This window comes from Modestobacter italicus, assembly GCF_019799965.1.
GTDB lineage: Bacteria > Actinomycetota > Actinomycetes > Mycobacteriales > Geodermatophilaceae > Modestobacter > Modestobacter italicus_A.
Genome location: NZ_JABGCJ010000113.1, coordinates 1 through 563, shown reverse-complemented (window position 1 = coordinate 563; position 563 = coordinate 1). Strand labels below are relative to the sequence as shown.

The 563-nt window shown below is 36.4% G+C and carries 1 protein-coding gene; it reads right to left on the bottom strand.

Going from position 1 to position 563, the window contains the following annotated elements; genetic code table 11:
- Window positions 1-119 precede the first annotated feature (119 nt).
- Window positions 120-404 (bottom strand): retrotransposon gag domain-containing protein, encoded by a 285-nt coding sequence (locus tag HLA93_RS20515; protein WP_222196288.1) that lies wholly within the window; start codon window positions 402-404, stop codon window positions 120-122.
- Window positions 405-563: the final 159 nt, after the last annotated feature.

The following is a 563-nucleotide window of genomic DNA, read 5'->3' as shown; positions in this document are numbered from 1 at the left end:
ACCATACTCTTGACTTAACCCCAATCCTTGTCCAAAACCACAGCCTGTATCTCTACCAAAACCCCTTCCAACTCCTTGGCCTTATCTTCTACCCCCTAAACTCTCCTCTACATAATCCTTTAAATTTCTAAAGTTTCTTTTTCTACCCAAAATGCTCTATCAACTACTTCAGCTAAACTAGGTAATCTCAGCATAAAAATCTTTTCTCTAATTTCAGGCCTCAAACCCTTTTCAAACTTTCTAGCCTTCTCTTCTTCTGTAGCTACCAAGCCTCCTGCATATCTTGACAATTCAACAAACTTTGCTTCATACTCTAACACTGACATCTCCCTTTGAATCAACTTCTCAAACTCCTCTCTTTTAACTTGTCGAAAAGTAGACCTAACATACTTTGATTTAAACAGCTACTGAAATTCATTCCAAGTTAAAATATTCACATCTTTAGTATTACGCACTGTTGTCCACCAATCCTTAGCAGCACATTAAATTGATTAACCACAAAACTCACTCTAAATTCCAAAGGAGTCCCAACCATTTCAAAATAATTATTGCACTTTACCTAA